This is a genomic window from Micromonospora rhizosphaerae, from assembly GCF_900091465.1.
Classification (GTDB): domain Bacteria; phylum Actinomycetota; class Actinomycetes; order Mycobacteriales; family Micromonosporaceae; genus Micromonospora; species Micromonospora rhizosphaerae.
The window spans coordinates 4,475,474-4,501,431 of the sequence record NZ_FMHV01000002.1; the positions used below are offsets into that span (position 1 = coordinate 4,475,474).

23 protein-coding genes are annotated in these 25,958 nt (G+C 73.2%); 13 read left to right on the forward strand and 10 right to left on the reverse strand.

What is annotated here, in order from left to right:
• Positions 1 to 11: 11 nt before the first annotated feature.
• The 5 genes from GA0070624_RS20940 to GA0070624_RS20960 form a co-directional block, all read right to left on the reverse strand.
• Positions 12 to 992, reverse strand: coding sequence for a glycoside hydrolase family 6 protein (locus tag GA0070624_RS20940; protein ID WP_091343641.1), 981 nt, complete (start codon positions 990 to 992; stop codon positions 12 to 14).
• Between the two features lie 130 nt (positions 993 to 1,122).
• Entirely contained in the window at positions 1,123 to 1,890 is a 768-nt protein-coding gene (locus tag GA0070624_RS20945) for an SGNH/GDSL hydrolase family protein (RefSeq protein WP_091343643.1), read from the reverse strand.
• 36 nt (positions 1,891 to 1,926) lie between these two features.
• On the reverse strand, positions 1,927 to 3,039 hold the full coding sequence (locus GA0070624_RS20950; protein ID WP_091343645.1) for a magnesium and cobalt transport protein CorA: 1,113 nt from the start codon (positions 3,037 to 3,039) through the stop codon (positions 1,927 to 1,929).
• A gap of 73 nt (positions 3,040 to 3,112) precedes the next feature.
• A complete protein-coding gene (locus tag GA0070624_RS20955; protein ID WP_245718908.1) occupies positions 3,113 to 3,697 on the reverse strand; it encodes a class F sortase in 585 nt (194 codons plus the stop codon).
• A 153-nt stretch (positions 3,698 to 3,850) separates the two neighbouring features.
• Complete coding sequence (locus GA0070624_RS20960) at positions 3,851 to 4,300, reverse strand: hypothetical protein (RefSeq protein ID WP_245718909.1); 450 nt, start codon at positions 4,298 to 4,300, stop codon at positions 3,851 to 3,853.
• 454 nt (positions 4,301 to 4,754) lie between these two features.
• Here GA0070624_RS20960 and aceB point away from each other — a divergent pair, with 454 nt between their 5' ends.
• The 6 genes from aceB to GA0070624_RS36925 all read left to right on the forward strand — a co-directional run bounded on the left by aceB (position 4,755) and on the right by GA0070624_RS36925 (position 12,855).
• Positions 4,755 to 6,338, forward strand: a complete 1,584-nt coding sequence (gene aceB, locus GA0070624_RS20965) for a malate synthase A (protein ID WP_091343651.1) — start codon at positions 4,755 to 4,757, stop codon at positions 6,336 to 6,338.
• 25 nt (positions 6,339 to 6,363) lie between these two features.
• A complete protein-coding gene (locus GA0070624_RS20970; RefSeq protein ID WP_091343653.1) occupies positions 6,364 to 7,836 on the forward strand; it encodes an FAD-linked oxidase C-terminal domain-containing protein in 1,473 nt (490 codons plus the stop codon).
• Positions 7,836 to 9,164, forward strand: coding sequence for an FAD-binding oxidoreductase (locus tag GA0070624_RS20975; RefSeq protein WP_091343655.1), 1,329 nt, complete (start codon positions 7,836 to 7,838; stop codon positions 9,162 to 9,164). The genes GA0070624_RS20970 and GA0070624_RS20975 overlap by 1 nt, the downstream gene beginning before the upstream one ends.
• Positions 9,164 to 10,594 carry a (Fe-S)-binding protein gene (locus GA0070624_RS20980; RefSeq protein WP_091343658.1) on the forward strand — a complete coding sequence of 477 codons (1,431 nt, stop codon included), beginning with the start codon at positions 9,164 to 9,166 and terminating at the stop codon, positions 10,592 to 10,594. The genes GA0070624_RS20975 and GA0070624_RS20980 overlap by 1 nt, the downstream gene beginning before the upstream one ends.
• A 52-nt stretch (positions 10,595 to 10,646) precedes the next feature.
• Positions 10,647 to 12,533 (forward strand): L-lactate permease, encoded by a 1,887-nt coding sequence (locus GA0070624_RS20985; RefSeq protein WP_091343660.1) that lies wholly within the window; start codon positions 10,647 to 10,649, stop codon positions 12,531 to 12,533.
• A 97-nt stretch (positions 12,534 to 12,630) separates the two neighbouring features.
• On the forward strand, positions 12,631 to 12,855 hold the full coding sequence (locus GA0070624_RS36925) for a DUF6767 domain-containing protein (RefSeq protein ID WP_091343662.1): 225 nt from the start codon (positions 12,631 to 12,633) through the stop codon (positions 12,853 to 12,855).
• Here GA0070624_RS36925 and GA0070624_RS20995 read toward each other — a convergent pair.
• The 4 genes from GA0070624_RS20995 to GA0070624_RS21005 all read right to left on the reverse strand — a co-directional run bounded on the left by GA0070624_RS20995 (position 12,788) and on the right by GA0070624_RS21005 (position 15,059).
• Positions 12,788 to 13,624, reverse strand: a complete 837-nt coding sequence (locus tag GA0070624_RS20995; RefSeq protein ID WP_091343664.1) for an ArsR/SmtB family transcription factor — start codon at positions 13,622 to 13,624, stop codon at positions 12,788 to 12,790. The two genes, GA0070624_RS36925 and GA0070624_RS20995, sit on opposite strands and share 68 nt — an antisense overlap.
• Before the next feature lie 183 nt (positions 13,625 to 13,807).
• Entirely contained in the window at positions 13,808 to 14,020 is a 213-nt protein-coding gene (locus GA0070624_RS21000; protein WP_141715118.1) for a hypothetical protein, read from the reverse strand.
• Positions 14,017 to 14,145, reverse strand: a complete 129-nt coding sequence (locus tag GA0070624_RS36455) for a hypothetical protein (protein WP_281180991.1) — start codon at positions 14,143 to 14,145, stop codon at positions 14,017 to 14,019. The genes GA0070624_RS21000 and GA0070624_RS36455 overlap by 4 nt, the downstream gene beginning before the upstream one ends.
• 44 nt (positions 14,146 to 14,189) lie before the next feature.
• A complete protein-coding gene (locus GA0070624_RS21005) occupies positions 14,190 to 15,059 on the reverse strand; it encodes a helix-turn-helix transcriptional regulator (protein ID WP_245718910.1) in 870 nt (289 codons plus the stop codon).
• Between the two features lie 136 nt (positions 15,060 to 15,195).
• On the opposite strand from GA0070624_RS21005, the gene GA0070624_RS21010 reads away from it, so the two are divergent.
• Both GA0070624_RS21010 and GA0070624_RS21015 read left to right on the forward strand, forming a co-directional pair.
• A complete protein-coding gene (locus GA0070624_RS21010) occupies positions 15,196 to 16,887 on the forward strand; it encodes an AMP-binding protein (protein ID WP_091343669.1) in 1,692 nt (563 codons plus the stop codon).
• Complete coding sequence (locus tag GA0070624_RS21015) at positions 16,884 to 18,494, forward strand: AMP-binding protein (protein WP_091343672.1); 1,611 nt, start codon at positions 16,884 to 16,886, stop codon at positions 18,492 to 18,494. Before GA0070624_RS21010 ends, GA0070624_RS21015 begins: the two co-directional genes overlap by 4 nt.
• A 21-nt stretch (positions 18,495 to 18,515) precedes the next feature.
• On the opposite strand, the gene GA0070624_RS21020 is transcribed toward GA0070624_RS21015, so the two are convergent.
• A complete protein-coding gene (locus GA0070624_RS21020) occupies positions 18,516 to 19,025 on the reverse strand; it encodes a DinB family protein (RefSeq protein ID WP_091343674.1) in 510 nt (169 codons plus the stop codon).
• A 217-nt stretch (positions 19,026 to 19,242) separates the two neighbouring features.
• Here GA0070624_RS21020 and GA0070624_RS21025 point away from each other — a divergent pair, with 217 nt between their 5' ends.
• From GA0070624_RS21025 to GA0070624_RS21045, 5 genes are all read left to right on the forward strand, one after another.
• Positions 19,243 to 20,220, forward strand: a complete 978-nt coding sequence (locus tag GA0070624_RS21025) for a DUF1152 domain-containing protein (protein WP_245718911.1) — start codon at positions 19,243 to 19,245, stop codon at positions 20,218 to 20,220.
• A gap of 89 nt (positions 20,221 to 20,309) precedes the next feature.
• A complete protein-coding gene (locus GA0070624_RS21030) occupies positions 20,310 to 22,391 on the forward strand; it encodes a transketolase (RefSeq protein ID WP_245718912.1) in 2,082 nt (693 codons plus the stop codon).
• Positions 22,392 to 22,812: 421 nt separating this feature from the next.
• Positions 22,813 to 23,136: a TraR/DksA family transcriptional regulator gene (locus GA0070624_RS21035; protein ID WP_245718913.1), complete on the forward strand. Its 324-nt coding sequence runs from the start codon at positions 22,813 to 22,815 to the stop codon at positions 23,134 to 23,136.
• A gap of 509 nt (positions 23,137 to 23,645) precedes the next feature.
• Complete coding sequence (locus tag GA0070624_RS21040; RefSeq protein ID WP_091343676.1) at positions 23,646 to 24,761, forward strand: M24 family metallopeptidase; 1,116 nt, start codon at positions 23,646 to 23,648, stop codon at positions 24,759 to 24,761.
• On the forward strand, positions 24,758 to 25,900 hold the full coding sequence (locus tag GA0070624_RS21045; protein WP_091343679.1) for an acyl-CoA dehydrogenase family protein: 1,143 nt from the start codon (positions 24,758 to 24,760) through the stop codon (positions 25,898 to 25,900). Before GA0070624_RS21040 ends, GA0070624_RS21045 begins: the two co-directional genes overlap by 4 nt.
• The last annotated feature ends 58 nt before the right edge of the window (positions 25,901 to 25,958 follow it).

A 25,958-nucleotide genomic window follows, 5' to 3' on the forward strand; every position in this document is an offset into this window, starting at 1 on the left:
CGGGGCGACGCTCAGGTGACCGGCGCCCGGGCGTCCCGGGCCGCCTGCCGGGCCGGCGCCGGCAGCCCGGGCGCGTCCGCGATCAGGGCACGGGCCTGCGCCGGGGAGAAGACGCCGGCGTCCGGCTCGCCCCGCCCGCACGGGCCGTCCGACTCGCCCGGACTCTTGATCCACAGCAGCGCGGCCACCCGCTCCAGCCCGGGATCGGTGGTGGGCGGCCGGCCCAGGGCCTGCGGGACGGCGTTGCACCACTGGTCGTCCGGCGGTGCCGGCAGCCCGTTGCGGGACGTGTCGATGACCATCTCCCGGCCGCCCACCAGGTCGGACACCGCCACGCCCCACCGTTGGCTGTCGACGATGGACTGCCGGTTGGAGACGTTGACCGAGAAGCCCTCCGCCCGGGCGACGCCCGCGTGGCGCAGCCGCTCGGCCGTCTGTCGCGGACCGCGCCAGCGGGAATGTCCGGCGTCGAGGTAGACGTACTGGCCGGCGCCGGCGAGCACGCGGACGGCGTCCGCGAGCATCCGAGCCCGGGCGTCGTCGAAGCAGTCCGCGGCGACCGCGTCCGGTTCGAGGATCACCGCCGCCCGGCTGTCGCCGAGCGCGTCGACCACCTGGTCGACGAAGCGGGCGTACGCGGCGGCGGTTCGGGCGCCGGCGTCCGGGCCGGCGCAGTCCCGGTTCGGGATGTGGTAAAGCACCACCAGCGGCAACGCGTCCCGAGCCCGGGCGGCGGCGAGCAGCCCGGCCAGACCGGGGAGTTCCTCGGGGCCGGTCAGCCAGCGCGCCTGCGGGGTGCCGGCGATCGGGTCCAGCCAGGCGGCGCCGTGGTCGCGCCGCCAGCCCGCGGCGGGACTGTCGGGGTCGACCAGCAGGGTCGCACCGCGGAACGGGTGGCGTAGCGGCACGTACGCCTCGTCACCGCCCCGACAACTGCCGAGCGTCGCGAGGAGCGCTGCGGCGAGGGCGCCGGAGAGCAGGGGCACGCGCACCCGCCCAACCTATGCCCGCCCGCCGCCCCGCGCAGCGCCGTCGGTCACCGGCAACGCGGTATCCAGATCGGGCGGTGCTCACGGGCGCGACCGGCTCAGCCGGGCCGGTGCCGCCACGAGCGCGACCGACTCAGGGGAGCTCGACCGGCAGCGGGACCGGGCGCTTGGCCACCCGGTTGTCGCCGGAGGACCGGCCGCGCAGGTGCCGGGCCAGCCAGGGCAGCAGGTGCCGCCGGGTCCAGGCAAGCTCGGCGCGGACCACCTCGTGCCGTGGCCGACGCACGGCCACCGGCAGCGGGTGCGACCAGGAGTCGTCGTAGCCGGGCAGGCCGGCGGTGTGCGCCAGGGCGGCCGCGATCCGCTCGTGGCCGGCGCTGTTGGCGTGCAGCCGGTCATCGCTCCACAGTCGCGGGTCGGAGGCGACCGGGTGAGCGCCCAGGTCGAGCAGGGTGGCGCCGGTCGACGCGGTGACCGCCCGCACCGCCGCGTTGAGCGCCACCATCCGGCCGCGCAGTGGTCGGGCCAGCGGCATCACCGGCGTCGGGTCGGGCAGGGTGAAGGTCAGCACGGTGGCGCCCTGGCCCACCAGGGCCCGCTGCATCGCGCCGACGTCCTCGGCCACCCGGTCGGCGTCGAACGACGGCCGGAGCACGTCGTTCATCCCGGCCACCACGGTGGCGAGGTCGGGCGCCAGTTCCAGCGCGGCCGGCAGCTGCTCGGCCCGGATCCGGGCGGTGGTCCGACCGCGGATGGCGAGGTTCGCGTACTCGAGGCGGCCCTGCGTACGGGCCACCGCCAGGGCGAACCGGTCCGCCCAGCCCCGGTAGCCGCCGTCGCCGTCCGGGTCGTCGAGCCCCTCGGTGGTGCTGTCGCCGATCGCCACGTACCGCTGCCACATCACACCGGCGAGGGTATCCGGGCTTCTTCAGGCGGGTCAGAGCCAGCCGGAGCGGCGGAACAGCCGGTACAGGGTGAGCCCGGCCAGGGCCATCAGCAGCAGCGCCGCCGGGTAGCCGTACCGAAAGCTCAGCTCGGGCATGTAGGCGAAGTTCATGCCGTAGATGCCCGCCACGGCGGTCTGTGTGGCCGCAATGGCCGCCCACGCGGCGATCTTGCGCATGTCGTTGTTCTGGTCGACGGCGAGCTGCGCCAGCCGGGACTGCAGGATCGAGTTGAGCAGCTCGTCGTACGCGCCGATCCGGTCCACCGCCCGGGTCAGCCGCCCTTCCACGGCCACGAACCAGCGGTGCAGCGCCGGCGGCGGTCCGCCGGCCGGCTGCTCGGTCAGCGTCCGCAGCGGGGTCTGCAACGGCAGCACCGCCCGCTTGAACTCCACCACCTCCCGCTTGAGCTGATAGATGTGCTGGATGTCGGCGCTGCGGTCGCGGGCGAAGACACTCTCCTCGACGCGTTCCAGGTCCCGCTCCAGGTGCCCGGACACCTCCAGGTAGAGCTCCACCATCCGGGCGCAGACCGCGTACGCCACCGCCCACGGCCCCTCGGCCAGCACGCCGGGCCGGCGCTGGATGTCGTCCCGGACCGAGGCCAGCGCGCCGGCCGCCCCGTGTCGGACAGTGATCACGAAACGGTCGCCGAGGAAGACCATCACGTCGCCGGTGTCGATCACCTCGGAGGTGTCGGTCAGCTCGGTGTGCTCGACGTAGCTCGCGGTGCGCAGCACCAGCAGGGTGATCCCGCCCTGCTGCTGAAGAGTGGGGCGGTGCCCGTCGGCGAGGGCCTGCTCGACCCTCAACTCGTCCAACCCGAAGGTCCGGCCCACCGCCGCCATCACCGCCGGACCCGGGTCGTGCAGGCCCAGCCAGACGAAGGACCGCCGGTTGCGGCGGCTGCGAGCGTACGCGTCGGCGTAGTGTGGGCGACCCGGCTCGCGTCTACCGTTGACGTAGACCGCGCAGTCCACCACCGCGTCCGGGTTGGACGGTCGGGCGGCGGGTTCCGGCGTGGGGTCGACGAGTCGGCCCAGCAGGCGATCGAGCAGAGCGGAAAGCCGCGGACCCCGCCAGGTCCGAACCGCCGAGTGGTCCACCGCGCACCTCCGCCCGCCGGGAACTGACGGCCTACCGTACGGCCGGCGGGCGCGGGCGTGCCGCCCGACCCGCTCAGCCGGCGGCGGTGGCGAAGACGACGATGTTGTCCGGGTAGTTGCCGGTGCGGGGATTGAACCGGCCGCCGCAGGTGATCAGCCGCAGCCGGGCCTCCGGGCCGCCGCCGTACACCCGCTCGGTGGGGAAGCGCTCCTTCGGGTACGCCCCGACGTCGTCCACGGTGAACCGGGCGACCCGGCCGTCCGCGCGGGTGACCCGGATGGTGTCGCCGGGTCGGAGCCGGCCGAGGTCGAAGAAGGCGGCCGGGCCGTCCTGTGTGTCGACGTGCCCGACCAGCACCGCATTGCCGGCCTCGCCGGGAGTGGGGCCGCGGCGGTACCAGCCGGCCAGCTCGGCCCGGTCCAGCGGCGGCACCTCGAGCGCGCCGTCGCTGTCGGTGGCGACCGGCACGATCTCCGCCCGGACGCCGATCCTGGGGATGGTGATCCGCAGCGGTTGCGAGCGGGGGAGCAAGGGCCCCGGCGCACCGGACCGTTCGACGGTCGGGGTGGCCGAGGCCTCCGGCTGCGGTGGCCGGGTCGACGTGGTGCCCAGGCCGGCGGCGACCAGTCCGGCCCCGGTCGCACCGCTCAGGGTCACCGCGGCGACCACCGCCGCCGTCCGCGACTTTGCGGACCTGCCCTCGGGGTTGCACTGCTGCGACAGCTTCGCACCTCCGTCCGGGGTGGGCGAGGTGCCCGCACCGGTCGCGCCGGCGCGGGCACCCGCGCAGAGGGGTGGTGTGTCGACGCCTCAGGCGACGGCGGAGGCGCGGCGCCGACGGCGGACCAGCGCGTACGCCCCACCGGCCACGGCGCCGGCGGCGAGCGCGCCGCCCGCGACGAGCAACCCGGCGTCGCCGTCCTTGCCGCCGGCGCCGGCCTGGGCGCCGCCGATCGGCGTGACGGTGAACTGGGCGGTGCCGCCGGAGCTGCCGTCGCCGCAGGTCGTCGTGACCGTGTAGGTGCCCAGGGTGAATCCGGCGGTGAAGAGCTCGGCGCTCAACCCGCCGCCCGCCGCGGCGGTGGTGGACCGGACGTTCTGGTCCCGGTTCGGCCCGGTGACCCGGAAGATGGCGTCACCCGACTTCGGGTTGCAGGTCGTGGTGGTGAGGACGACCGTGCCGCCGACCGGGGTGGTGGCTGGTGAGACGGTGGTGTCGGCGAGCGCGGCGGCCGGGAGCAGGAGTGTGCCGAGGCCCACGCCGACTGCTGCCGATCCGAGAACTTTCTGTGCCTTCATACGCGTCTTCCCTCACTTTTCGTCCGCAGACTGCGTGGGACGTCGTTCGGGTGGCCAACTCCGTGACTCGCACCGGTGTGGCCAACACTAGGAGGGTTGGGGTGCCGATCCGGCGAAAATGAGAAATTTTCGTTGCCGTCCGGTGTTCCCCCTCGCGCAAGGGACCTGCGGACATGCCCGGCCACCGACGCCGGTAACGCCTGGTACGTGGGCCGCGCCTGCGTCGCCTGTCCGGTTCCGGTTGCCGGCGGCCGTGGTGCCGCTCGCCGCCTGTCGGGCACCGCTCGCCGCACCGCACCGACCGCTCCCGGCGGCTGTGCCGTCGCTCAGGTTTCGGCCCCAATCAGCGAGAACTACAGTCGGCAGGAGCACCACCGGATAGATCGCCACACATATCGCGGTGAGGAGCGAGCCGATGACCAACCCCGCCGGCGTCGAGGTCACGGGACCGATCCACCCCCGGTACGACGAGATCCTCACCCCCGACGCGCTGGAGTTTCTCGCCGATCTGCACCGCCGGTTCGACGCCCGCCGGCGCGAACTGCTCGACCGTCGCAGGCGACGGGCGGCCGAGCTCGCCGACGGCGCGCTGCTGGACTTCCTGCCCGAGACCCGGGAGGTCCGCGAGTCCGACTGGCGGGTCGCCGAACCCGCGCCGGGTCTGGTCGACCGCCGGGTGGAGATCACCGGTCCGACCGACGCCAAGATGACCATCAACGCGCTCAACTCCGGGGCGAAGGTGTGGCTGGCCGACCACGAGGACGCCAACACCCCGCGCTGGGAGAACGTGATCTCCGGCCAGCTCAATCTGCGTGACGCCATCGAGCGCAAGCTCGACTTCACCTCGCCGGAGGGCAAGCATTACGCGCTCAACGACGGCGAACTGGCCACCATCGTGGTCCGGCCGCGCGGCTGGCACCTCACCGAGAAGCACATCCTGGTCGACGGCGAGCGCACCTCCGGCAGCCTGGTCGACTTCGGGCTCTACTTCTTCCACTGCGCCCGCCGGCAGCTCGACCGGGGCGCCGGGCCCTACTTCTACCTGCCCAAGATGGAGAGCCACCTCGAGGCTCGACTGTGGAACGACGTGTTCCTGGTCGCCCAGGAACGGCTCGGCATCCCGCGCGGCACCATCCGGGCCACCGTGCTGATCGAGACCTTCCCGGCCGCGTTCGAGATGGACGAGATCCTCTACGAGCTGCGCGAGCACTCCGCCGGGCTGAACGCCGGCCGGTGGGACTACATGTTCAGCGTGATCAAGAAGTTCCGCACCCGGGGTGCGGACTTCCTGCTGCCCGACCGCAACTCGGTGACCATGACCGTGCCGTTCATGCGCGCGTACACCGAGCTGCTGGTGCGGACCTGCCACCGGCGCGGGGCGCACGCCATCGGCGGCATGGCCGCCTTCATCCCCAGCCGGCGCGACCCCGAGGTCACCGAGACCGCCCTGGCGAAGGTCCGCGACGACAAGACCCGCGAGGCGGGCGACGGCTTCGACGGCTCCTGGGTCGCCCATCCGGATCTGGTGCCGATCTGCCGGGAGGTCTTCGACCAGATCCTCGGCGACCGGCCGAACCAGCTCGACCGCACCCGCGACGAGGTGCGGGTCACCGCCGCCGAGCTGCTCGACGTCCGGTCCACCCCCGGGCAGCACACCGAGGCGGGGCTGCGCAACGCGGTCAGCGTCGGCGTGCAGTACCTGACCAGCTGGCTGCGCGGCTCCGGCGCGGTGGCCATCTACAACCTGATGGAGGACGCGGCCACCGCGGAGATCTCCCGCAGCCAGGTCTGGCAGTGGCTGCACAACGACGTCACCCTCGACGACACCGGCGGACGGGTCACCCGCGAGCTGGTCGAACGGATCGCCGACGAGGAGATCGCGAAGCTGCCCGGCGAGCCGGGCGACTACGCCGAGGCGCGGGCGCTGTTCATGGAGGTCGCCGTCGCCGACGACTTCGCCGAATTCCTCACCCTGCCGGCGTACGAACGGATGCCGTGACCGACGAGACCCGTGGAGGTGGCCGATGAGCACAACCACGACGGACATCGACGCCCTCGCCGCCACCCTGCGGGCCGCCATCGGCGCCGACCGGGTGATCAGCGACCGGCAGGAGTTGCGCACCTACGAGTGCGACGGGCTGGCCCAGTACAAGGTCGTCCCGGCGTTGGTGGCGCTCCCCGCCGACGCCACGCAGTGCGCCGCCGTGGTCTGTGCCTGCGTCGCCGCCGGTACGCCGTTCGTGGCCCGCGGCTCCGGCACCGGGCTCTCCGGCGGCGCGCTGCCGCACGCCGACGGCGTCCTGATCGTCACCTCGCAGATGCGGGACATCGTCGAGGTCGCGCCGGAGGACGAACGGGCCGTGGTGCAGCCCGGCGTGATCAACCTGGCGATCAGCCGGGCCGCTACCCCGCACGGCTACTACTACGCGCCCGACCCGTCCAGCCAGCAGATCTGCTCCATCGGCGGGAACGTGGCGGAGAACTCCGGTGGCGCCCACTGCCTCAAGTACGGCTTCACCACCAACCACGTCACCGGCCTGGAGCTGGTCACCCCCGACGGCGATCTGGTACGCCTCGGCGGACGCGCCCCCGACGTCCCCGGCTACGACCTGCTCGGCGCGTTCGTCGGCTCGGAGGGCACCCTCGGCATCGCCACCGAGGTGACGGTACGGCTTACCCGGCTGCCCGAGTCGGTGCGGACGCTGCTGGCCGCCTTCGAGACCACCGACCAGGCGGGCGCGGCGACCTCGGCGATCATCGCGGCCGGCGTGGTGCCGGCCGCGGTGGAGATGATGGACGCGCTCGCGATCGAGGCCGCCGAGGCGGCCGTGCACTGTGGCTACCCGGCCGGCGCCGGGGCGGTCCTCATCGTCGAGCTGGACGGGCCGGAGCCGGAGGTGGCCGCCCAGTTCGACCAGGTGGAGCGGCTCTGCCGGGAAAACCTGGCGTTCGAGATCCGGATCGCCGCCGACGACGCCGAGCGGGCGCTGTTCTGGAAGGGCCGCAAGTCCGCCTTCGCCGCGGTCGGGCGGATCAGTCCCGACTACATCGTGCAGGACGGGGTGATCCCGCGGACGGCGCTGCCCGAGGTGCTGCGCCGCATCGGCGAGCTCTCCGCCGAACGTGGCATCCGGGTGGCCAACGTCTTCCACGCCGGCGACGGCAACCTGCACCCCCTTGTCCTCTTCGACGCCGCAGTCGAAGGGCAGACCGAACGCGCGGAGGAGGTCTCCGGCGCCATCCTCGACCTCTGCATCACCCACGGCGGCTCGATCACCGGCGAGCACGGCGTCGGCATGGACAAGGCGAAGTACATGCCCCGGATGTTCACCGACGACGACCTGGACACCATGCAGCTGTTGCGCTGCGCGTTCGACCCCGCCTCGCTGGCCAACCCCGGCAAGGTCTTCCCGACGCCCCGGCTCTGCGGCGAGGTGCCGGGCAGACGCAAGGGCGTCCACCCGGCGCAGGAAGCCGGCCTGGCGGAGGTGTTCTGATGCCCACCGACCGCACTCTCGACCAGCTGCGCAGCGCCGTCCGCGAGGCCGGCGGGGGCGCGCGCACCCCCGACGGCGACGGCCCGTGGCCCGTCCCCGCGACGGCCCGCCCGGACCCGGCCGAGGCGGTGCGCGCGGTCGGCGAGCACGAGACCATCGCCGGCACGCCGGCCCGGTACGTCGCGGTGCCGCGCAACACGGCGGAGGCCGCAGCGGTGCTGCGCGCGGCGGCCGGCCTCGACCTGGCGGTGACGGTCCGGGGCGGCGGCACGAAGCAGGCCTGGGGGAGTCCACCGCGGCGGCTCGACCTGATCCTCGACACCACCGCGCTGACCGGGGTGGTCGAGCACGCCGCCGGGGACCTGATCACCGTGGTCCGGGCCGGCACCCGCCTGGACGAGCTGGCCCCCGCCCTGGCCGGCGCCCGGCAGCAGCTCGCCCTCGACGCGCCGCTGCCCGGCGGCACCGTCGGCGGCGCCGTCGCCGCCAACACCAGCGGTCCCCGCCGCATGCTCTACGGCACCGTGCGGGACCTGCTCATCGGGATCACCCTGGTCCGCGCCGACGGGGTGGTCGCGCACGCCGGCGGCAAGGTGGTCAAGAACGTCGCCGGCTACGACCTGGGCAAGCTGGTCACCGGCGCGTACGGCACGCTGGGACTGATCACCGAGTGCGCGTTCCGGCTCCACCCGCTGCCGGCCGCCAGCGCGTACGTCTCCCGCCGGGTCGACGACATCGCCGAGGCCGGCCGGCTGGCCGCCACGGTACGCGCCGCGCAGCTAGTGCCCACCGCGCTGGAGGTCGATGCGCCGGCCGGCGGGGGAGCCCAGCTGACCGTGCTGCTGGAGGGCACCCCCGCCGGGGTGGCCGGCCGGACCGACGCCGCCCGCCGCCTGCTCGGGGCGGACGCCACCGGGTCGGACCGACCGCCGGACGGCTGGGGCCGGTACCCGTGGCGGGACGGGGACATCGGGCTGAAGCTGACCGCGGCGCTCTCCGGCGTACCCCGGCTGCTGGCCGACGCCCGCGCGGCGGCCGACCGGCACGACGTGCCGCTCGCGCTGCGCGGCTCGGCCGGCGTCGGCGTCCTCTACGCCGGGGTGCCCGGCACGGCCGACCCGGAGCGGGTCGCCGGGCTGGTCGACGCGCTTCGGGCGGCGAGCGCCGCCGTCGCCGGGCACACGGTGGTGCTCACCGCGCCGGCCGCCGTGCGGGAGCGGGTCGACCTGTGGGGGCCGGTCCACGGCCTGGAGCTGATGCACCGGGTCAAGCAGAGCTTCGATCCGGACGCCCGGCTGGCGCCCGGACGATTCGTGGGAGGGATCTGATGAGCATCCCCCAGCAACCCGCGACCGGTCGACCGGCGTCGGCCACCTCGCCCGGCGGGACGCGGCCGGCCAGCGGGCCGCGCGACGTGCTCGGCGCGGTCGCCCCGCCGCCCGGTCAGGGCGCCTTCGACGAGCACCATCCGCCCGCCGCGGACCTGATCGCCGACTGCGTGCACTGCGGTTTCTGCCTGCCCACCTGTCCGACCTATGTGCTCTGGGGCGAGGAGATGGACTCGCCCCGGGGGCGGATCTACCTGATGAAGCAGGGGCTGGAGGGTGAACCGCTCGCCGACTCGATGGTCACCCACTTCGACCGCTGCCTCGGCTGCATGTCGTGCGTGACCGCCTGCCCGTCCGGGGTGCGCTACGACCGGCTCATCGAGGACACCCGCCAGCAGGTCGAACGCCGGCACACCCGCGGCCCACGGGAGCGGGCGTTGCGGGCGGCGATCTTCGCGCTCTTCCCGTACCCGAAGCGGCTGCGGCTGCTGCGCGGCCCGCTGCGGGCGTACCAGGCCAGCGGGCTGCGCCGGCTGGTCGCGCGGACCGCGCTGCTGCCTCGGCTGGCACCCACCCTGGCGGCGCTGGAGTCGCTGGCGCCCCGGCTCGGCCGGCGGCTGCGGCCGCCGCAGCGGGTGTCCGCGGTCGGGACCCGGCGGGCCGTGGTCGGCATGCTCACCGGGTGCGTGCAGAGCGCCTTCTTCCCGGAGGTGAACGCCGCGACGGCCCGGGTGCTCGCCGCCGAGGGCTGCGACGTGGTGATCCTGCCGGATCGGCAGGGTTGCTGCGGCGCGCTGAGCGTCCACAACGGACGCGACGAGGAGGCGCGCCGCTTCGCCCGCCGGATGCTGGACACGTTCGCCGCCGCCGGCATCGACTACTTCGTGGTCAACGCGGCCGGCTGCGGCTCCACCCTGAAGGAGTACGGGGAACTGCTCCGCGACGACCCGCGCTACGCGACGCTCGCCGCCGACTTCGCCGGCCGGGTCCGCGACCTGTCCGAGCTGCTGGACGAGCTCGGCCCGGTCGCCACCCGGCACCCGCTGCCGGTGACCGTCGCGTACCACGACGCCTGCCACCTCGCCCACGCCCAGGGCGTGCGCGCCCAGCCCCGCCGGCTGCTGCGCGACATCCCCGGACTGGAGCTGCGGGAGATCGCCGACCCGGAGATCTGCTGCGGCTCGGCGGGCATCTGGAACGTGCTCCACCCCGGGCCGGCCGCCGAACTCGGCGACCGCAAGGCCCGCACCGTACTGGCCACCGGGGCGCGGCTGCTCGTCACCGCCAACCCCGGCTGCCTGATGCAGGTCGCCGCCTCGGTGACCCGCGCCGGCGGCGACATCGCGCTGGCACACACCGCCCAGGTCCTCGACGCCTCGATCCGCGGACGGGACGTCGAGGAGTTGCTGCACCGGAGGGCCCCGTCCTGACCCGGGGTCGCCGCTCACCCCCACCCCCGTCCCCCAAGCGTCGAGGTGATCCATGTTCGACCAGTTCAAGGTCGTCACCGATCCCGTCGGTGACTCAGTCGCGCTCTCGGCCATCTTCGCGGTGCTCCCGCTCCTCACCCTCTTCGTCCTGCTCGGCGTGCTGAAGGTCAAGGCCTGGCTGGCCGGGCTGATCTCCCTCGCCGTCGCGCTGGTGGTGGCGATCGCCGTCTACGCCATGCCGGTCGGCCAGGCCGTGCTGTCGGCCACCGAGGGCGCCGCCTTCGGCTTCTTCCCGATCCTGTGGATCGTCATCAACGCGATCTGGGTCTACAACCTCACCGTCGAGAGCGGACACTTCGACGTGCTGCGCCGCTCCTTCGAACGGGTCAGCCCGGACATGCGGATCCAGGCGATCATCATCGCGTTCTGCTTCGGCGCGCTGCTGGAGGCGCTGGCGGGCTTCGGCACCCCGGTCGCGATCACCGTGGTGATGCTGATGGCGCTCGGGTTCCGTCCGATCCACGCCGCCTCGGTGTCGCTGCTGGCCAACACCGCGCCGGTGGCCTTCGGCGCGCTCGCCACCCCGATCGTCACCCTGGCCAGCGTCAGCAGCGGCGCCAACCCGGATCCCCGGCTCACCGTCGACACCCTCGGCGCGATGGTCGGCCGGCAGACCCCGATCCTGGCGGTGGTCGTACCGCTGATGCTGGTCGCGCTGGTCGACGGGAAGCGTGGCATCCGGCAGACCTGGCCGGCCGCACTGGTCGCCGGGGTCTCCTTCGGCCTGGCCCAGTTCGTGGCGGCCAACTACATCTCGGTGCCGCTGACCGACATCGTCGCCGCGCTCGTCTCGGCCGCCGCCGTGGTGCTGCTGATCCGCGTGTGGCACCCGGTCACCCCTGCCGACCTGGGCCGCGAGCCGGAGACGGCGGCCGTGCCGGCCGCCCGCGGCCCGGCGGAGGCCGAGTTGGCCGGCCCCGGCACGGTCCCCGCGCGTGCCGGCCGCCGCTCCGGTACGACCAGCACGGCCGCTCCAGGGCTGGGCGGTTCCGGTGGGGAGACCCCGCCGGGTGACCCGCGCGTCGACGAGACGGCGGTCGGCCGGCATCGCGGCGACGGCGACGACCTGGAGCCGCGGCCCGCGGATCAGGTGCGTGCCGGCACGGTCGGCGACGGCCCGCGGCTGGCCGACACCCCGGCCGAGGTGGCCCGCGCCTACGCGCCCTACCTGATCATCATCGCGATCTTCTCCATCGCCAACCTCGGGCCGGTGAAGGACGCCCTGGCCAAGGAGCCCTGGACGGTCAAGTTCCCCTGGCCGGGCCTGGACATCCTGGGCGGCAACGGCAAGGCGCTGTCCTCGGTCACGTTCACCTTCAACTGGCTGCCCGCCGCCGGCACGCTGATGATCCTCGCCGGTGTCCTCACCGCCCTGGTGCTGCGGGTCTCCGCCGGCCGGGCGCTGCGGGCGTACGGGCGCACCTACGCCGAGCTGCGCTACGCGATCGTCACCGTGATGGCCGTGCTCGCCCTCGCGTACGTGATGAACCAGTCCGGGCAGACCAACACCCTCGGCGCGTTCCTCGCCGCGGCCGGCGGGGCGTTCGTCCTCCTGTCGTCGATCCTCGGCTGGATCGGCGTCGCGGTGACCGGCTCGGACACCTCGGCCAACGCGCTGTTCGGGGCGTTGCAGGTGCAGACGGCGGCCCGGGCCGGCCTGGACCCGCTGCTGCTGGCGGCGGCGAACTCCTCCGGCGGCGTGCTGGGCAAGATGATCAGCCCGCAGAACCTGGCGATCGCCGCCGCGGCGGTCGGCATGGCCGGCCGCGAGGGCGAGATCTTCCGCAAGGTGTTCGGCTGGAGCCTGGTCCTGCTGCTGTTCATGTGCGTGCTGGTCGCGCTGCAGGGCTCCGCGGTCCTGGGCTGGATGGTGCCCTGACGACGGCGCCGGGCACGGGCGTTAACGCCCGTGCCCGGCGGCCACTTCGTGACCTTCGGCCCTGTCCGGACTCCTCCGGCGGGGGGACTCTCGTGACATGACCACCCGTACCAGGCCGGCGCCGAGCTGCCCGATCCGGCCCGGGGAGCCGTGCACGCTTTGCCAGCTCAACGTCACCGGTCCGCAGGACTGCGGCCTGGTCTATCTGGTGATGGGGGACGACGAGCTGCGGGAGGGGCTGCACCGGGCCAGGCTCAGGAGGCGGCCGCCTCGGCCCGCTCGGGACCCGGCAGCGGCTCACCCGTCTCCAGCAGGCTCTTGAGGCTGGCCAGCAGCTCCGGCCAGCCGCCGCTGCCCGCGAGCTGACCGCTGATCGCCCGGTGCATCTCGCTGTCCGGCGAGAAGTCGTCGTGGGTCACGGTGAGCCGGACCGTCTGCCCGTACGGCTCGAGGTCGAAGGTCACCTTGGACCGGCGCTCGCCCAGCCGCGCGGCCAGTTCCTCAGCCGACCAGCCGAAGTGCGCGGCGTGCTCGGGCTGGAAACCATGCCAGCTGTACGACAGCCGCCGGTGCGGCTCGGCCTCCAGCACCCGCTGCCCGAGGTCCTTCGGTTCGGCGTCGGGGGAGTCCTGCCAGAGCAGGGGTGAGCCGGGCCGCCAGTCGGAGACCAGGGTGACGCCGCCCCAGTATCGGCGGGTGAACTCCGGCTCGGTCAGCGCCCGCCAGAGCCGCGCCGGGGTGGTCCTGATGTAGGTGGTGTAGACGAACTTCGGGTTTTCCATGGGCTCGGACTCCAATGCTGTCTGCAGGTCGGCGAGGGCGCGCGCCCGCTCCCGGTCGTACCGGCGGATCCACCGGTCGGCGATGGCGTTGATCGGGGCGGCGTTGAGGTAGTGCAGCTTCGCGCGGCCGCACCGCACGGTGGTCACCAGCTCGGCGGCTTCCAGCACCGCCAGGTGCTTGCTCACCGACTGCCGGGTCATGTCGAGCCCGGCGCACATCTCGCGCAGGGTCTGGCCGTTGCGGCCGTTCAGGCTGTCGAGCAGCCGGCGGCGGCTGGGGTCAGCCAGCGCCCGGAACACCTCGTCCACCCATCACCGTCCTCTAATAGGCAGCCGCTCGGCTGCGCTTTCGACAATAGGCAACCATATGGCTGCCTGTCCAGTCCTTCGGCGCGCACGTGCTTGCCGGCTTCAGGGGGAGCTAGCCTCCTAGGACGCCCAGCGGCGGTGATTCATGCGGCCAGCCGGCCGTGGGAAAGTCAGCGACGCGGATCAGCGCTCGGGGACCGGATTGCCGGAGTGGCCGTCGATCACCTGCCGATAGGCCAGCGGGCCGTCGAGCCAGACCTCGATCTGCCGCTCGACGGTGTCGTCTCCGACGGACCAGCTCAAGCGGCGCGGACGTATCGAGACGTGCACGACCACCGAGGTGGCGTCCTCGGTGGTCGCCACCCGGGACACCACGTACCCCTGGTCCATGTTCAAAGCGCGACGATGACTCCGGGATTCGCCGTGCGGTCGTACGCCTCGATGGAAACCTCCTGCTCGGCCGCTTGCAGCAGATCGTGGGTCACCGGTATCGCACCAATGGTCAGGACCGCGAGCAGCACCCCGGCGAAGGTGAGGCGCCGTCTCCGCCCGTCCATCGGCGTGCCTACGGAAGGAGTCCGGCGCGGCGGGCGGCGACCACGACCTCCAGGCGGGTGTGCGCCCCGAGCTTGCGCATCGCCGAGCGGAGGTAGCTCTTCACCGTCTCGGGCCGCAGCCCGAGCTGGTCGGCCACGTCGGCGTTGGTGCAGCCCAGCGCGACGCAGGCCAGCACGTCCGTCTCCCGAGGCGAGAGCGGTGTCGTCGGCGTGGGCGTGCCGGGCGAACGCACCGCGCCGGCGAGCCGGTCGGCGACCGCGTCGAGCCGGTCCCGCAGTTCGGGGTCGTCGATCCGGCGCAGCAGTCCCCGCAGCTCGGCGTGGGCCTGCCGGACCTGCTCCCACTCCGGTCCGGCCGGGTTCCGGTCGGGCCGTCGCGCGGTGCCGAGCGTGGCCAGCGCCGCCCGCGCGGCATCCCGGTCGGCGAGGCGTCGCTCCAGGTCGCGGCCGGCCTCGACGGCGGCGGCGACCAGGCGGTCACCGAGGGAGAGCCGCTGGCGGATCGCGCCGTACAGGACCGCCCGGACCTCCCGGCGCACCACGACCGGCACGGCGAGCACTGATCGCAGCCCCTCGGCGGCGACCGGCCCGTCGTACTCGTGGCTGATCGAGCGGGCCACCGGGTAGTCGTTGACGCGCAGCGGCAGGCCGAGCGCGAGGGCCTTGCCGCCGAGGCCGGCGCCGGCGGTGATGGCCAGGCCGCGCAGCGCCGTGGTGGTGGTGCCGGCCAGCTCGCTGATCGTCATCCGGGGCGGGCCACCGGACTGCACCATGCCGCCGAAGGCCACCGGCAGCCCGGTGCCACGCAGCAGCGTCAGCAGGGCGGCCCGGATCTGGTCGCCGTCGTCGTGCGGATACAGCTGCTCCAGCGTCCTCACCTCCCCGGCGTTCCGATCCCCGCAGCCACCCCCGTCCGGGGGTAGTGAGACCCAGGTCACCCGATCGAGGATCAGCGTACTGCGCGCGGCACCGTCCCCCCACCGCCGCGCCCCGTGGTGACAGGAAGGACACCCCATGGCCACCGCCGGCACCGACGCCTTCCGCGAGGCGCGCGACTTCCTGCTCGCGCATCGCGAGGACTACGAGACCGCGTACGCGAAGTTCCGCTGGCCCCGGCTGGACGAGTTCAACTGGGCGTTGGACTGGTTCGACGTGCTCGCCGAGGGCAACGACACCGCCGCGCTCTGGATCGTCGAGGCCGACGGGGGAGAGGGCCGCTGGTCGTACGCGGAGCTGTCCCGCCGCTCCAACCAGGTGGCCAACTGGTTGCGCGCGCAGGGCGTACGGGCGGGCGACCGGCTGATCCTCATGCTCGGTAACCAACTGGAGCTCTGGGAGACCATCCTGGCGGCGACCAAGCTGCGCGCGGTGATCATCCCGGCGACGCCGCTGCTCGGCCCGGCCGATCTGGCCGACCGGCTGGAGCGGGGCGCCGCCCGGCACGTGGTCGTCGGTGCGGAGCACACCGGCAAGTTCGTAGAGGTGCCCGGCGACTACACCCGGATCGCGGTCGGCGCGCCGGCCGACGGCTGGCGCGCCTACGCCGAGGCGTACGACGAGTCCGAGCAGTTCACCCCCGACGGGGTGACCCGGGCGGATGATCCGCTGCTGCTCTACTTCACCTCGGGGACCACCGCCCGGCCGAAGCTGGTCGAGCACACCCACTCGTCGTACCCGGTGGGGCACCTGTCCACCATGTACTGGATCGGGCTGCGCCCCGGCGACGTGCACCTGAACATCTCCTCGCCGGGGTGGGCGAAGCACGCCTGGAGCAACGTCTTCGCCCCGTGGAACGCCGGCGCGACGGTCTTCGTCTACAACTACTCCCGCTTCGACCCGACCGGCCTGATGGCCGCGATGGACCGGTGCGGGGTGACCAGCTTCTGCGCCCCGCCGACGGTGTGGCGGATGCTCATCCAGGCCGACCTGGGCCAGTTGCGGACGCCGCCGCGCAGGGTGGTCGGCGCGGGCGAGCCGTTGAACCCGGAGGTGATCGAGCAGGTCGAGGCGGCCTGGGGGGTGACCGTCCGGGACGGCTACGGGCAGACCGAGACGACCGCGCAGATCGGCAACCCGCCCGGGCAGCCGGTGAAGCCCGGCTCGATGGGGCGCCCGTTGCCGGGCTACGTGGTGGCCCTGATCGACCCGGTGACCGGCGAGCCGGGCGACGACGGCGAGGTCTGCCTGGACCTGGCGCACCGGCCGACCGCGCTGATGGTCGGCTACCACGGCGACGAGGAGCTGACCGGTACGGCGATGGCCGGCGGGTACTACCACACCGGGGACATCGCCTCCCGGGACGCCGACGGCTACCTCACCTACGTGGGGCGCACCGACGACGTGTTCAAGGCGTCGGACTACCGGATCTCGCCGTTCGAGCTGGAGAGCGTTCTGCTGGAGCACGAGGCGGTGGCCGAGGCGGCGGTGGTGCCGTCACCGGACCCGGTGCGGCTGGCGGTGCCGAAGGCGTACGTGGTCCTGGCGCCCGGCTGGGATGCGGACGAGAAGACCGCCGCGGCGATCTTCGCGCACTCCGGCGAGCGGCTGGCGCCCTACCTGCGGGTGCGGCGGCTGGAGTTCGCCGAGCTGCCGAAGACCATCTCCGGCAAGATCCGCCGGACCGAGCTGCGCTCGGCCGAGCGGGACAAGCACGCCCGCGCGGAGGCGCGTCCGGCCGGCGAGTACCGCGAGGAGGACTTCCGGTGAGCCTCCCCTCGTACGCCAGCGGGATCTCCGACACCCCGCTGCTCGGTGACACCATCGGCGGGAACCTGGCCCGGTCGGTCGAGGCGTACCCGGATCGGGAGGCGCTGGTGGACTGCCCGAGTGGCCGGCGGTGGACGTACGCCGAACTGGGCCGCGCGGTGGACGAGCTGGCCCGCGGCCTGCTCGCGGCGGGGGTGGGCAAGGGCGACCGGGTCGGCACCTGGGCGCCGAACTGCCCGGAGTGGGTGCTGATCCAGTACGCGACGGCGGCCATCGGCGCCATCATGGTCAACATCAATCCGGCCTACCGGCGGCACGAGCTGGAGTACGTGCTGAACCAGTCCGGGGTGAGCCTGCTCGTCTCCTACCCCCGCTACAAGACCAGCGACTACCAGGGGATGGTGGAGGCGGTCCGGGGCGACTGCCCGGGCCTGCGGACCGTGGTCTACATCGGCGAGTCGAGCTGGGACGACCTCGTCGCCGGGGCGGCGTCCGTGCCGGCGGAGCGGCTGGTCGAGCGGGCGGCGCAGCTGAGCTGCGACGACCCGATCAACATTCAGTACACCTCGGGCACAACGGGCTTCCCGAAGGGCGCGACGCTGTCGCACCACAACATCCTCAACAACGGCTACTTCGTCGGTGAGCTGGTCCGCTACACCGCCCAGGACCGGGTCTGCCTGCCGGTGCCGTTCTACCACTGCTTCGGCATGGTGATGGGCAACCTCGGCGCGACCAGTCACGGCGCGTGCATCATCATCCCGGCGCCGACCTTCGACCCGGCCGCGACGCTGCGGGCGGTCGCGGCCGAGCGGGCCACCTCGCTGTACGGGGTGCCGACGATGTTCATCGCCGAGCTGGGCCTGCCGGACTTCGCCGAGTACGACCTCTCCTCGCTCCGGACGGGCATCATGGCCGGCTCGCCGTGCCCGGTGGAGGTGATGAAGCGGGTGATCGCGGAGATGAACATGGCCGAGGTGGCGATCTGCTACGGCATGACCGAGACCTCGCCCGTCTCCACCCAGACCCGGTACGACGACGACCTGGACCGGCGCACCGCCACGGTCGGCCGGGTGATGCCGCACGTGGAGGTGAAGGTGGTCGACCCGGCGACCGGGGTGACGGTGCCCCGGGGCGAGCCGGGGGAGCTGTGCACCCGGGGCTACTCGGTGATGCTCGGCTACTGGGAGGAGCCGGAGAAGACCGCGGAGGCGATCGACCCGGCCCGCTGGATGCACACCGGCGATCTGGCGGTGATGCGCGAGGACGGCTACCTGACCATCGTCGGCCGGATCAAGGACATGATCATCCGGGGTGGGGAGAACGTCTACCCCCGCGAGATCGAGGAGTTCCTCTACCGGCATCCGAAGATCTCCGACGTGCAGGTGGTCGGCGTCCCCGACGAGCGGTACGGCGAGGAGATCCTGGCCTGCGTGATCCTCCGCGACGGGCACGACGCCCTGACCGTCGAGGAGGTGGCGGAGTTCTGCCGGGACCGGCTGGCCCACTACAAGATCCCCCGGTACGTACGGGTGATGAACTCCTTCCCGATGACGGTCAGCGGCAAGGTGCGCAAGGTGGAGCTGCGTCGCGCCGGGCTCGACGGCTGACGCCATGCTCCGGCACGTCGGTCATTCCCCGGTCCGTCCGTCGATCAGCTCGCGGACGATGTCGAGGTGGCCGGCGTGCCGGGCATACTCCTGGAGCACGTGGAAGAGGATCGCGGCCAGCGTCGGCCGGCTCGCCTCGTCGGTGAACCGCCCGCCGAGCGCGGCGGGGCTGTGCAGCGTGGCCGACTCGACGATCTCCCGGGTCCGTGCCCCGTTGCGGCGCAAAGCCTCCACCAGGTCGGCGACGGTCTCGTCTGGGCGGACGTGCCAGCGGCCCTGCGCGTGGTCGCCCCACGGGTCCGGCACCTGCTCGCCGAGGAACCCCCACACCAGCCAGCGCCGCTCCATGAACGTCAGGTGCTTGACCAGTTCGACGGGGGTCCAGCCGGAGGGCACCCGGGTGGAGCGCGCCTGCGCGTCGGTCAGCCCGGCCAGCCGGTCGGCGACGGTCTCCCGGTAGTAGTCGAGGTAGCTGAGGAAGTGTGCGGGCACGTCCGACGACGGGCCCGGCTCCGGGAACGGCACGCTCATGGCCGGCAGTATGGCTGGGAGCACCGACGCTGTGGCGGGCGGTGCGCTACCGCGAACGGTACCTGCCCGGCCAGGAGCTGTACCGGGCCGAGGCGCGACCGCTGGAGCGAGCGGACCGTCGGCCAGCCGCCACTCTTCGACCGGGCGGTGGTCGCCGCCGCTTATGCCGACCCCGCACCGGTCGCGGAGCCCTCGCCGGCGACCGTCGCCTAGGGTGGTGAGGATCGGAGGAGGCATGGTGCCGTCGCTCGCCGTACCGCCGCTGTTCGCCGCGCTCAGCGACGCCCGCAGCGTCCTGATCGCCGGGGCGGGCGGCGGCTTCGACGTGTATGCCGGCCTGCCGCTGGCCGTCTCGCTGCTCGACGCCGGCCGGCGGGCGCACCTGGCCAACCTCTCCTTCTCCGAACTCGAGCTGCTCGAGCCGGGCGCCTGGGCGGCCGAGAACCTCGCCGCGGTCACCCCGGACACCGCAGGCCTGGACGACTACTTCCCCGAGCGGGCGCTGGCCCGCTGGCTCGCCGCGCACGATCTGCCGTCCACCGTGTACGCCTTCCCGAAGACCGGGGTGCAGCCGCTCCGGGCCGCGTACCGCCACCTGGTCGACACGCTCGCCGTGGACGCCGTGGTTCTGATCGACGGGGGCACCGACATCCTGATGCGCGGCGACGAGGCGGGGCTCGGCACCCCGGTGGAGGACATGACCAGCCTGGCCGCCGTCGCCGGCCTGGACGTGCCGGTGCGGCTGGTCGTCTGCCTCGGCTTCGGCATCGACGCGTACCACGGGGTCAACCACACCCAGGTGCTGGAGAACATCGCCGCCCTCGACCGGGACGGCGCCTACCTGGGTGCCCTCTCCATCCCGAACACCAGCCGCGAAGCCGAGCTGTACCGGGACGCCGTCGCGTACGGGCAGGAAGCCACGCCGCTGCTGCCCAGTATCGTGCACGGCCAGATCGCCGCCGCCACCCGCGGCGCGTCCGGGGACCTCCACGTCACCCCGCGTACCCGGGGCAGCACCCTGTTCGTCAACCCGCTGATGGCGGTCTACTTCAGCTTCGACCTGGCCGGGCTCGCCCGCCGGTCGCTCTATCTGGATCGGTTGGAGGACACGTACGGCAGGCGGCAGGTGGCGTCCCGGATCGAGGCGTTCCGCGAGGAGGTCGAGCCGCGGGCGCCCCGGGCCTTCCCGCACTGACGGTTGTGCGGCCCGCTCCATTACGTAGCGTAGTGCCGTCCGCCAGTCGGTGCGCCCGGCTGGGCAAATCGGTGGTTACCGGATAACTCGTGGCGTTCCTGACTACGGTATGTGCGGAGGCGGTCAGCGGAAGCTGCCTCGGCCGTGAGCCCGGACGGCCCGGCGACGGTGGGCTGGCCGAGAAGGGCCGATCGCTGGAGGCGATGCCGGTGACGATGGAAGCAGAGCGCACGCTGCACCAGAAGGAGATGACCCAGCTTGGTGAGCTTGCCGCCCAGCTACGGGTGGACGCGATCCGCTGCAGCACCAGGGCCGGGTCCGGGCATCCGACCTCGAGCCTGTCCGCCGCCGACCTGCTCGCGGTGCTGATCTCCCGGCACCTGCGGTACGACTGGACGGACCCGCGCAGTCGCTTCAACGACCACCTGATCTTCTCCAAGGGCCACGCCTCGCCGCTGCTGTACGCGGTCTTCAAGGCGGTCGGTGCGATCACCGACCAGGAGCTGGTCGACACCTACCGGCAGTTCGGGTCACGCCTGCAGGGACATCCCACGCCGGCGTTGCCCTGGGTCGACATCGCCACCGGATCGCTCGGTCAGGGACTGCCCGTCGGTGTCGGGATCGCCCTGGCCGGCCGGTACCTCGATCAGCTGCCGTTCCATGTGTGGGCGGTGTGCGGCGACAGCGAAACGGCCGAGGGCTCGATCTGGGAGGCACTGGACAAGGCCGGCCACTACGGGCTGCACAACCTCACCGCGATTGTGGACGTGAACCGGTTCGGCCAGCGGGGGCCGACCGAGTTGGAATGGGACCTGGACACCTATCGGCGGCGCGTCGAGGCGTTCGGCTGCCAGGCGATCGTCATCGACGGCCACGACCTGGCCGCGATCGACGAGGCGCTGGGCCGGGCCCGGCAGGCGACGGGCCCGACGGTGGTCCTCGCCCGAACGCTCAAGGGCAAGGGCGTACCCGAGGTAGAGAACCAGCCGGGATGGCATGGCAAGCCGCTGAAGCCCGAGGTTGCCGAGCGGGCCATCAACGCTCTCGGCGGGGTACGGCAGATCCACGTGACCAGCCCGCGGCCCGAGGCCGCCCCGCCCGCCAAGGCCCCCGCCGCCCAGGCTCCGACCGCCGAGGCTCCGCCCACCGAGGCTCCGCCCGCCGCAGCGCCTGCCGCCGAGGCCCCGCCCGCCGAGGCGCCCACCGGCAAGCCGCCTACGATGCCGCGGTACGACAAGGGGGCGAAGGTGGCCACCCGGAACGCGTACGGTGAGGCGTTGCGCGCGCTGGGCTCGCGGCCGGACGTGGTGGCCCTGGACGGCGAGGTCAGCGACTCCACCCGCGCGGACAAGTTCAGCGAGGCGTACCCGGACCGGTTCTTCGAGATGTTCATCTCGGAACAGCAACTGGTCGCCGCCGCGGTCGGGCTGCAGGTGCGCGGCTACCGACCCTTCGCCGCGACCTTCGCGGCGTTCTGCTCCCGCGCCTACGACTTCATCCGCATGGCCGGCATCTCCCAGGCCAACATCGCCCTGTGCGGGTCCCACGCCGGGGTGGAGATCGGGGCGGACGGTCCCTCGCAGATGGGGCTGGAGGACCTGGCGGCCATGCGCGCCGTGCAGGGGTCGACGGTTCTCTATCCCAGCGACGCCGTGTCGTGCGCCGCCCTCGTCAGCCAGATGGTCGACCGCAAGGGCGTCAACTACCTGCGCATGACCCGCGGCAAGTACCCCGTGCTCTACGACAACGAGGACTCCTTCCCGGTCGGCGGCAGCAAGGTGCTGCGCGGTGCCGAGGACGACCACGTCGCGCTCATCGGTGCCGGGGTGACGGTGCACAACTGCCTCGCCGCCGCCGACGAGTTGGCGCGCGAGGGAGTCAAGGCCCGGGTCATCGACCTCTATTCGGTCAAGCCACTGGACCGGGAGCGGTTGCTCGACGCCGTCCGGGTCACCGAGGGCCGGCTGGTGGTGGTCGAGGACCACTACCCGGAGGGTGGCCTCGGCTCCGCCGTCCTCGAATCGCTGGCCGACCTCGCCGAGCCGGTGCGGGTGACCCACCTGGCCGTGCGCGGGCTGCCCACCTCCGGGACGTCCACCGAGCTGATGGACCAGGCAGGGATCGGGGTGCGGGCGATCGCCAGCGCGGCGCGCGCCGCGCTGACCCGCTGACCTGCCGTGCGGAGCTACCCGCGCTCGGGGAAACCACGGCGCGTCCACTGCGGGCTGACCAGCTGAAACCCGGTCCGGTTCTGCCGGCGGAACCGATGGTTCCGGCGGCAGAACCCGATATCCGTTGGTTTCCCTGTCTGCTCCGCCTATGGTGGGTGGGTGTCTCCGGCCGGGCAGCTGACCCCCGCCGCCGTCACCGCGGCGGCGGCTTTCGCTGCGCGCCGGCACCACCGTTCCCTTGCGGCGCGGTCCATGCGCCACTCGACCGCGCCGGCGCTCGGCGCCGCGCCCACCTACGGGCTGCCGAGCCCGATCCCCAGCCGGCGTGGCCCTCCGGGATTTCCCTTCCTCCCGAGATGAACGGCCACCAGGGCGAAGCTATCCAGCTTCGGCCCTTTTTCTTTTTCCAGAAGGGATCGACGTGAGCACCGGAACCAGGGACACCAGGAATCAGCAGTGGCTCACCGAGCTGCGAACCACGCTGACGAACGAGTTCGAGGCGCAGACGGCGCAACTGACCCAACTGACCGCGGACACCGGCGATCCGGCCGAGGCGCACACCCAGGCAGCGCTGATCGCCGCCACCCGGCAGAGCCTGGAGCAGATCAGCGACGCGCTGCGACGCATCGCTGACGGCAGCTACGGTAGCTGCGAGAAGTGCGGCGGGCAGATTCCCCCGGCACGGCTGGAGGTCCTGCCGCAAGCCCGGTTCTGCGTGCCCTGCCAGGAGAAGCAGAACCGCTGACCTGCCGTGTGCTGAGGCACCGGGCCGCCGGGCCGCCGGCCGAGGCGGTCCGGTACCTCGGCACACCCGGTGCGGTCTAGGCAGGCGGGGCCGGCGGTGCGATCCGCCTGCCCGACGCTTCCGCGCTACGCCACGTCGGTTCCTGCTCGGTCGGTGCGGTGTCGGGTGTCCGGGCGTCGTCGTCGGTCATCGCATCATTCGTCAGACTGTCGTCCTCGCGTTGCCGGTGCCCCGCCTCACCTGGGCGCTCCTGGGTCTCCGCGCCTCTGTCGTCCGAGTTCTGCCGCATTGCGGGCTCGCCTCCCCTTCCCACGGGTGCGCGGTGACATGACCTGCGCGGGCCGTCGATGCGGCCGCCATCAACATGCTCCTGACTGTTGGGGGGGTCCTGGCTCGTTCCCGCCACCGCGGGCGCCAAACGCGGCGGGAGGTCGGGCCCGGCTCCGAAGCGTCCCTGCGGGTGAGAACCGGGCATGGGCCGACGCCCAAACGACCGTTAAGCTGACGGGGTGGGACTCGACGAGCTCTATCCGGCCGACCGGCTGGCCGCCGCGCAGCGCGCCACCGCCGCCGCCGGCCTCGACGCGCTGCTGCTCACCCCCGGCTCGGACCTGCGCTATCTGACCGGCTACGACGCGCACGCCAGCGAGCGGCTGACCTGCCTGGTGCTGCCCGCACACGGCGAGCCGACCCTGATCGTGCCCACCCTCGAACGCCCCGCCGCGGAGGCGTCACCCGCGCCGGCCACCGGGGTCCGGATCGTCGACCACGCCGACGGGACCGACCCGTACCCCCTCGTGCGCACCGCGCTGCCCGGCCCGGCGACCGCCGTCGGGCTGGCCGACCGGATGTGGGCCGAGCAGGTCCTCGCGCTGCGAGCGACCCTGCCCGACGCGGACCAGCGGCTGGCCGGCGAGGTGCTGGGGGAGCTGCGGATCCGCAAGTCGCCGGCCGAGGTCGCGGCCCTGGCCGAGGCGGGCGCGGCGATCGACGCGGTGCACGCCCGGATGGGGGAGTGGCTGCGCCCCGGCCGCACCGAGGCCGAGGTGGCCACCGACATCGCCGCGGCGATCCGGGAGGCCGGCCACGTGACGGTCGACTTCGTCATCGTCGCCGCCGGACCGAACGGCGCCAGCCCGCACCACGGCACCTCCGACCGGCCGATCGGCACCGGCGAGCCGGTGGTGGTGGACATCGGCGGCACCATGCCCTCGGGCTACCGCTCCGACTGCACCCGCACGTACGTCGCCGGCGGCCCCGCGCCGGCCGAGTTCACCGACTACTACGCCGCGCTGCACGAGGCGCAGCGGGCGGCGGTCGCTGCGGTGCGGCCCGGGGTCAGCGCCGAGGCGGTCGACGCGGTGGCCCGCGACATCATCGCCGCCGCCGGCTACGGCGACGCCTTCCTGCACCGCACCGGCCACGGCATCGGGCTCGACGGCCACGAGGAGCCGTACGTCGTCGCCGGCAACCCCCGGCCGCTCGAGGCCGGCATGGCCTTCTCCATCGAACCCGGCATCTACCTCGCGGGGCGACACGGCGCCCGGATCGAGGACATCGTCGTCTGCACAACGGACGGCGTGCAACGGCTCAACACCACCCCCACGGAGCTCATCGCGCTATGACTGTCGACCGCATCCTCCCCACCGACGAGGCCCACGACCTGCTGGATCTCGCCACCGAACTCGCCGACCGGGAGCTCGCCCCGAAGGCCGCCGGCTTCGAGGAGCGCGCCGAGTTCCCCCGGGAGGTGCTGCGCACCCTCGGCCGGGCCGGGCTGCTCGGCCTGCCGTACCCCGAGGAGCACGGCGGCGCCGCCCAGCCGTACGAGGTCTACCTGCAGGTACTGGAGATCCTGGCCAGCCACTGGCTCGCCGTCGCCGAGGCGGTCAGCGTGCACACCCTGTCCTGCTACCCGGTGGCCCAGTTCGGCACCGACGAGCAGCGGAAGCTGCTGCCGGACATGATCGGCGGGGAACTGCTCGGGGCGTACTGCCTCTCCGAGCCGCAGGGCGGCTCGGACGCCGCCGCCCTGACCACGAAGGCGGTCCGCGACGGCGACTCGTACGTGGTCTCCGGCACCAAGGCGTGGATCACCCACGCCCGGGTCGCCGACTTCTACAACATCTTCTGCCGCACCGGCGGCCCCGGCCCGAAGGGCATCTCCTGCCTGCTGGCCGACCGGAACACGCCGGGCATCCACCCCCAGGCGGCGGAGCGCATGATGGGCCTGCACGCCTCCCCGGTGGCGCAGATCGCCTTCGACGACGCCCGGGTGCCGGCCGACCGGCTGATCGGCGGCGAGGGGATGGGCTTCACCATCGCCATGTCCGCCCTGGACTCCGGCCGCCTCGGCATCGCCGCGTGCGCGGTCGGCCTGGCCCAGGCCGCCCTGGATTACGCGATCGGCTACGCCAAGGAGCGGCGGCAGTTCGGCCAGCCGATCATCGACTTCCAGGGGCTCGGCTTCACCCTCGCCGACCACGCCACCCAGATCTCCGCCGCGCGCGCGCTGATGCTCGCCGCCGCCCGGCTGCGCGACGCCGGCCGGCCGTACTCGATCGAGGCGGCGAAGGCGAAGCTCTTCGCCACTGACGTGGCGATGCGGGTGACCACCGACGGGGTGCAGGTGCTCGGCGGCGCCGGCTACGTCGCCGACCACCCGGTCGAGCGGTACATGCGCGAGGCGAAGGTGCTCCAGATCGTCGAGGGGACCAACCAGATCCAGCGGCTGGTCATCTCCCGCGCCCTTGCCCGTGGGTAGCTCCGACCCCGGCACTGGTCGTCCGGGCCGGGGGCGGGACCGGACGCCGGAGGGCCGG

Excerpts from the sequence above, each read along its gene's own strand:
- GA0070624_RS36925 (WP_091343662.1), top strand. The coding sequence starts at position 12,631 with ATGACCACCCGTACCAGGCCGGCGCCGAGCTGCCCGATCCGGCCCGGG.
- GA0070624_RS21045 (WP_091343679.1), top strand. The coding sequence starts at position 24,758 with ATGACTGTCGACCGCATCCTCCCCACCGACGAGGCCCACGACCTGCTG.
- GA0070624_RS20985 (WP_091343660.1), top strand. The coding sequence starts at position 10,647 with ATGTTCGACCAGTTCAAGGTCGTCACCGATCCCGTCGGTGACTCAGTC.
- GA0070624_RS21010 (WP_091343669.1), top strand. The coding sequence starts at position 15,196 with ATGGCCACCGCCGGCACCGACGCCTTCCGCGAGGCGCGCGACTTCCTG.
- GA0070624_RS20970 (WP_091343653.1), top strand. The coding sequence starts at position 6,364 with ATGAGCACAACCACGACGGACATCGACGCCCTCGCCGCCACCCTGCGG.
- GA0070624_RS20975 (WP_091343655.1), top strand. The coding sequence starts at position 7,836 with ATGCCCACCGACCGCACTCTCGACCAGCTGCGCAGCGCCGTCCGCGAG.
- GA0070624_RS21020 (WP_091343674.1), bottom strand. The coding sequence starts at position 19,025 with ATGAGCGTGCCGTTCCCGGAGCCGGGCCCGTCGTCGGACGTGCCCGCA.
- GA0070624_RS20980 (WP_091343658.1), top strand. The coding sequence starts at position 9,164 with ATGAGCATCCCCCAGCAACCCGCGACCGGTCGACCGGCGTCGGCCACC.
- aceB (WP_091343651.1), top strand. The coding sequence starts at position 4,755 with ATGACCAACCCCGCCGGCGTCGAGGTCACGGGACCGATCCACCCCCGG.
- GA0070624_RS20945 (WP_091343643.1), bottom strand. The coding sequence starts at position 1,890 with ATGTGGCAGCGGTACGTGGCGATCGGCGACAGCACCACCGAGGGGCTC.